Genomic DNA, 6,708 nt, shown 5'->3' with positions numbered 1-6,708 from the left:
GGCGTGTACCCCACCAGCAGCGCGGAGCAGCTCCGCCAGCTCCTGGCCGACTCCGGCGCCGTGGTCCTGGTGGTCGACACCCCGGAGCGTCTGGCGACGGCGACCGCGGTCCGCACCGGCGCGCCGCGGCTGCACACGGTGGTCTGCGAGCGGCTGCGCCCCTCGCGCACCTGGACGCTGGGGTGGGACGCCTGGCTGTCGCGCGGGGCGCGCGCCCTGGCGCGGGGACGCGGCGTGGTGGAGGAGCTGGAGCGCCGCGCCGCGCGCATGGCGCCGGACGACACGGCGCTCCTGATCTACACCTCCGGGTCCACCGGCGAGCCCAAGGGGGCCCGGATCACCCACCGGTACCTGCTGGACTCCGCGCTCTCCATCCGCGAGGCGCTGGGGCTGGAGGAGGAGGACACCACCCTCTCCTTCCTCCCCTTCTGCCACGCCGCGGAGCGGGTCTTCGGGCTGTACACGCGCATCGTCTGCGGGATGGAGGCGGCGCTGGTGGAGGACCACGGCCGCGTCTGGGAGGCGGCGCGCGCCTACGGCCCCACCCTGTTCGGCGGGCTCCCGCGCTTCTACGAGAAGGCGTACGAGGCGCTCCGCGCCGAGGAGGAGCGCGCCACCGGCGCCGAGCGCGAGCGCTGGGCGCGCACGGTGGAGCTGGGACGGGTGCGCTCGCGGCTGCGGCAGGCGGGCGAGCCCGTGCCGGCCGAGCTGGAGGCGGAGTGGAGGGAGGCGGGTGCACCGCTCTTCGAGCGGGTGGCCGCGCTCTTCGGCGGGCGGATCCGCCGCGCCACCTCCGGCGGGGCGACGCTCCCGGGCGGGGTGGCGGAGTACCTGGACGCGCTGGGCCTCACGGTGCTGGGCGCCTACGGGATGACGGAGCACCTCTGCGTGGCCTTCAACCGCCCGGACCGCTACACCCTCGACTCGTCCGGCCCCCCCATGCCGGGGACGGAGCTGCGGATCGCCGCGGACGGCGAGGTGATGGTGCGCCGCGGCCCGCTCACCTTCGCGGGGTACCACGACCGCCCGGAGGCCACGCGCGACGCCTTCAGCCCCGACGGGGAGTGGCTCCTCACCGGAGACCTGGGGGAGCTGGGCCCGGACGGGTGCCTGCGAATCACCGGCCGGAAGAAGGAGCTGATCGCCCTCTCCAACGGGAAGAAGGTGGCGCCGCTCCCCATCGAGTCGCTGCTGGTGCAGGATCCCTGGATCGGGCAGGCCATGCTCTACGGCGAGGGGCGCCACTTCGTCACCGCGCTCCTCGTGCTGCGCCGCCCGGTGGTGGAGGCGTGGGCCGCCGAGCGCGGGATCGGGGGCGGCGTCGGCGAGCTGCTGGCCCACCCGGAGGTCACGGCCCACGTGCAGGGGGCGGTGGACCGGGTCAACGCCAGCCTTTCCCGCCCGGAGCAGGTGCGCCGCTGGGTGCTCCTGGAGCGCGAGCTATCCGCCGACGAGGACGAGCTCACCCCCACGCTGAAGATCCGCCGCCTCGTGGTCGCGGCCAAGTTCCGGGACCGCATGGAAGCCCTGTACGCCTGAATCCCATGGCCAAACGCCTCGCGCTCGCCGCCTTCTTCGTCTCCACCCTGCTGATCGCGGCGGCGTACGCCTCCGCCTTCTTCCCGGGCGGCGCGCCCGCGTGGGCGCCCTGGGCCATGGCGCTGGGGACCGCCAGCGTCATGGTGGCGGCCATGACGCTGGGGGCGGCGCGGCACGGGGGGATCGGCCCCCTCTGGGCCCCCTTCGCCTTCACCTTCGTGGTGATCGCGGGTGGCTTCGGGGCGGTGCTGGCGCTCCCGCCCGCGGACCCCGCCGACCCGGCGCTCTGGCTGGGGCTCCCCCCGCGCGCCGCCATCGTGATGTACGGGATCGGGCTCCTCCCGCTCTTCGTGGTCCCGGTGGCCTACGCGCTGACCTTCGACGCGCGCACCCTCTCGGCCGACGACCTGGAGCGGGTGCGCCGCGCCGCGCGCGACTTCCGCGAGCAGACGGACGACGTCGATGCGCCGCGCGAGGTGCTGGCGGCCACCCCCGCGGCGGGAGGTGTCCGGTGACCCTGGCGACGATCTTCCAGGCGGCCGAGCTTCCGGCGGCCACGCAGCCCGCCATCGTGGCGGTGGCGGTCGCGTACTTCGTGGTGGTGGCCGTGATCGGGGCGTGGGCCACCCGGCGCACCCGCTCCGCCGCCGACTTCTTCGTGGCCGGGGAGGGGATCGGGCTGGTGGCGCTCACCCTGACCGCCATGTCGGCCACCCTGTCCGGCTTCGCCTTCATCGGCGGCCCGGGGCTGGTGTACACGGTAGGCCTGGGGGCGATGTTCCTCCTCCTCCCCGCGGCCATCACCAGCTCCATGGGGGCGTGGGTCCTCGCCAAGCGGATGCGGCTCCTGGGCGAGATCCGGGGGCTCATCACCGTCCCGGACGCCATCGGGGTGCGCTACCGCTCGCGCCTGGCGCAGGGGCTGTCGGGGCTGGGGATCCTGGTGGCCTGCATCGGCTACATGGGGAGCCAGATGCTGGCGCTGGGCTTCGTTATCGACGCCATCTTCGGGATCGGGCTGGGGTGGGGGATCTGGCTGGGGATGGGGATCACCCTGGCCTACTCGGTGGCGGGGGGGATCATCGCCGGGATCTACACCGACGTCTTCCAGGGGGCGCTGATGGCGCTCTCCTCGGTGCTGGTCTTCCTCTTCGTCCTCCGGGTGGGGGGCGGGATGGGGGAGATCTCTCGCACGCTCATGGCCGCGGAGCCGCAGTTCCTGGGGCCCTGGGGGCTCCTCCCCCCCCTTGCGGCGCTCTCGTTCTTCTTCGTGTTCGGGCTGGGCTCGCTGGGGCAGCCGCACGTGGTGCACAAGTTCTACATGCTGCGCGACCCGCGGCGCCTGAAGTGGTACCCGCTCATGGTGACCAGCGCGCTGATCGTCTCCATGCTCCTCTACTTCGGGGTGGGCGTGGCGGTGAAGGCGCTGGTGGCGCAGGGGCGGCTGGCGCCGCTCGCCATGGCTGACAACGCGACCCCCACCTTCCTGCTGCACTTTACCCCCGTGCTGCTGGCGGCCATCGTCTTCTCCGGGGTGGCGGCGGCGATCATGAGCACCGTCAACTCCTTCATGAACATCGGCGCGGCGGTGGTCACCCACGACCTCCCGGTGGCGCTCGGGAGGCCGGTGCGCAACGAGCTCCGCTGGGGGCGCATCTCCACGGTGCTCCTCTCGGTGGCCGCCGCGCTGATCGCGCAGTACTCGGGGCAGCTCATCGCCTTCCTGGGGATCTTCGGCTGGGGGCTCTTCGCCTCCACGCTGGTGCCGGCGCTGGCCATCGGGCTGAACTGGGAGGGCGCCACGCGCGCCGGTGCGGTGGCCTCCATCGCCACCGGGCTGGGGTTCACGGTCGTCTTCGGGACGCTGGTGGACTTCCTCAAGCTCCACGCCTTCCCGGCCGGCGTCACCGTCTCGGGCCTCTCCCTGGTCCTCTCGATCCTGGTCTTCTTCGTCGTCTCCTGGATGACGCGCGCCGGGGGCGGCGACGACATCGATCCGGACGTCCGTCTGGTGATGGAGGTGTAGCCCGAGCGCCGTTCGCACTCACGCACTTCGCACTCACGCACCTTCGCACTCCGTCGTCGATGCGCTTCGAGGAACTGCAGGTCGGCCAGTCGGCCACGATGTCGAAGACGGTCACCGAGGCCGACGTGGTCCTCTTCGCCGGGGTGACCGGCGACTTCAACCCCGCGCACCTGGACCAGGTCTACGCGGAGCGGTCCCGCTTCGGGGGGCGCATCGCGCACGGGATGCTGAGCGCCGGCTTCATCTCCGCCGTGCTGGCGATGCGGCTCCCCGGGCCGGGGACCATCTACCTGTCGCAGTCGCTCCGCTTCCTCCGCCCGGTGCGCATCGGCGACACGGTGACGGCCCGCGCGGAGGTGGCGGAGCTCCTGCCCGCGAAGCGCCGCGTCCGCCTGCTCACCACCTGCGCCAACCAGCAGGGCGAGGGCGTGGTGGAGGGCGAAGCGCTGGTGATGGTCCCGGAGGAGGAAGCATGAGCCCCATGCGCCACCTGCACCCCCGGGGGGAGCGCTCGCCCCCGTAGCCGCCGCAGCGGCCCCGACGCACGCCGTACCGTCCGTCCGTCCGATTCCGTCCGCGCGCCCGCGACCCCGGACGCGCACCTGTTCTCACCACCGTGGAGGGTTCTCCGATGAACCGACGCAGCACCCCGCGCCTCCCCCGGCGCCCCGCCCTGTTGCTGGCCCTCGTGCTGGCGCTCTTCCCCGCCTTCGCCTTCGCGCAGACCGGTACGGTCCGCGGCACCGTGGCCGGAGAGGAGGGCGCCGCCCTGGCCGGCGCCCGCGTCGCCGTGGAAGGCACCCGCCTGGCGACGGTCGCCAACGCCCAGGGCGCCTTCACCCTGGCGAACGTCCCCGCGGGGACGCAGCAGCTCCGCGTCTCCATGACGGGCCACCGCTCCCGCACCGAGGAGGTGACGGTGCGCGTAGGCGAGGAGGTGCTCGTCGCCATCGCGCTCACTCCGACCCCCGTGGAGCTGGACGGGCTGGTGGTCTCCGCCTCGCGCAGGACGGAGCGCGTCACCGAGGCGCCGGCCACCATCACCCGTATCGGCACCGACGTGCTGGAGAACGCGGTGGGCAACTCGTTCGCGGGCGCGCTGAAGCAGGTCAAGGGGCTGGACTTCGTCCAGGTGGGCGTGACCAGCGTGGCGATCAACGCGCGCGGCTTCAACTCCTCCTTCAACAACCGCATGCTGATGATGGAGGACGGGCGCATCTCCGTCCTCCCGGAGAACGGTCTCCCGGTGGGGCAGTTCACCGCCACCCCCAAGGTGGACCTCGCGGGCATGGAAGTGCTGGTCGGGCCCGGCTCCGCGCTGTACGGCGCCGACGCTTCCAGCGGCGTCATCGCCCTGCAGACCAAGGACCCGCGGCAGTTCCCGGGGACCGCCGTGGAGGTCACCGGCGGCAGCCGCAGCTACAAGGACGTGCAGGCCCGCCACGCCGGCGTGTTCGGAAACTGGGGGTACAAGGCCGCCTTCGAGTTCCAGGACGCCGACGACTGGGAGAACTACCTGACGTACAACATCAACCTCGGCGGGACCACCGGGATCAAGCGGATCGAAGAGAACAAGATGGGGGACAACTCCATCGACTGGACCAGCCGCGTGGCGCGCGGCACCGGCGCGCTGGTGTACTACCGGGGCGACGGCCGCTTCGAGGTGAGCGGCGGGATGAGCGAGACCGACGGCGTGGGCCAGACCAACGTGGGGCGCAACCAGCTCCGGGACTGGAGGTACAACTTCCAGCAGGCCAAGTACTCGTCGCCCAACTGGTACTTCAACGCCTACCGCGCCCAGTCGCAGTCCGGCGAGTCGTTCGCGCTCAACCGCTACGCGGATGCGTACGCGCGCAACCCCAACCTGTCCCCGGACTCGCTGCGGCTGCTCTCCGACTGGCCGAGCGACGGGCGGATGTACGCCGCCGAGGGCCAGTACAACCGCACGCTCGGCTTCCTCAACAACACGGCGGTCGTGGTGGGCGCGCAGCTCCGGCAGGACGCGGTCAGCAGCGGCCGGCAGTGGCTCACCGATCGTCTCACCGGCGAGGACGTGAGCATCCGCCAGATCGGCGTGTACGGCCAGGCGACGGCTCCGGTGGCTTCCTGGGCGGACGTGATCGTGGCCGGGCGGGTCGACGACCACGAGAACTACGCAACGCAGTTCAGCCCCAAGGCGGGCGTGGTGGTCAAGCCGTGGGCGCACCAGGCGTTCCGGGTGACGTACAACCGCGCCTTCAAGTCGCCCACCATCCTGCAGACCAACTTCCACATCCCGGACTGGACCCCGGTCGTCTCCATCTACGGCAACACCCAGGGCTTCACCGTCCGCGACGAGGCGGGGAAGGTGGTCCGGCAGTACGACCCGCTCACCCCGGAGCAGAACGTCACCTGGGAGTTCGGCTACAAGGGGGTGGTGGCCAATCGCCTGTTCGTGGACGTGGCGCACTACCGCTCGCAGTACAAGGACTTCCTGAGCCCGCTGGCCGTGATCTCCAATCCGTTCACGGCGGCCGGGACGCGGACCTACGCCTTCGATGCGCAGGGCAACCAGCTCAAGACCCCCGGCGGGCTGTCGCCCGTGACGCTGATCTACTACAACCTGGGTGAGGCGGAGCTCAACGGAACGGACGCCGGGCTCAACGTCCTGCTCACCCCCAAGGTCAGCCTCCGCGGAACGATGTCGCTGGTGGATCTGAAGAGTCTGGACGTGGAGAAGGGGAGGGAGGAGGCCACGGCGCTCAATTCGCCCGAGCTGAAGTGGACGCTGGGCGCGGACGTCACCGACCTGCACAACGTCAACGGCGGGGCCACCGTGCGCCACGTCCAGGAGTACTACTTCCGCTCCGGGATCAACGCCGGCATGATTCCCGGCTTCACCACCCTGGACGCGCGGCTCGGGTGGCGCTTCCCCAGGTACGACAACGTCCTCGTCAACCTGGGCGTGAACAACCTGTTCTCGTGTGGCGGGGATTTCACGTACGACGCCAAGGACGCCCTCCGCACCAAGCCGATCGACGAGACGCGCAAGTGCGGTTTCGGCGTGAAGCACCAGGAGATGATCAACATGCCGCACATCGGCACCATGGTGTTCCTGGGGCTGCAGTACCAGACGCGGTAATCCCTGCGCGGGGGGGGGGGGG

At 71.6% G+C, this 6,708-nt stretch carries 5 protein-coding genes; all 5 read left to right on the top strand.

Features of this window, described 5'->3' with window-relative positions:
• A partial coding sequence (locus tag VGR37_08820) for an AMP-binding protein (GenBank protein HEV2147493.1) occupies positions 1 to 1,539 on the top strand: 1,539 nt, incomplete at its 5' end.
• 5 nt (positions 1,540 to 1,544) lie between these two features.
• The gene (locus VGR37_08815; GenBank protein ID HEV2147492.1) at positions 1,545 to 2,054 is read left to right on the top strand and encodes a hypothetical protein; all 510 of its coding nucleotides are present in this window, start codon (positions 1,545 to 1,547) and stop codon (positions 2,052 to 2,054) included.
• Entirely contained in the window at positions 2,051 to 3,565 is a 1,515-nt protein-coding gene (locus VGR37_08810; protein HEV2147491.1) for a hypothetical protein, read from the top strand. The genes VGR37_08815 and VGR37_08810 overlap by 4 nt, the downstream gene beginning before the upstream one ends.
• Before the next feature lie 59 nt (positions 3,566 to 3,624).
• Positions 3,625 to 4,041 carry a MaoC family dehydratase gene (locus tag VGR37_08805; protein HEV2147490.1) on the top strand — a complete coding sequence of 139 codons (417 nt, stop codon included), beginning with the start codon at positions 3,625 to 3,627 and terminating at the stop codon, positions 4,039 to 4,041.
• Positions 4,042 to 4,196: 155 nt separating this feature from the next.
• A complete protein-coding gene (locus VGR37_08800) occupies positions 4,197 to 6,686 on the top strand; it encodes a TonB-dependent receptor (protein HEV2147489.1) in 2,490 nt (829 codons plus the stop codon).
• Positions 6,687 to 6,708 lie beyond the last annotated feature (22 nt).

It is taken from the genome of Longimicrobiaceae bacterium, from assembly GCA_035936415.1.
Lineage (GTDB): Bacteria > Gemmatimonadota > Gemmatimonadetes > Longimicrobiales > Longimicrobiaceae > JAFAYN01.
This window is presented reverse-complemented; position numbering and strand designations above follow the sequence as displayed.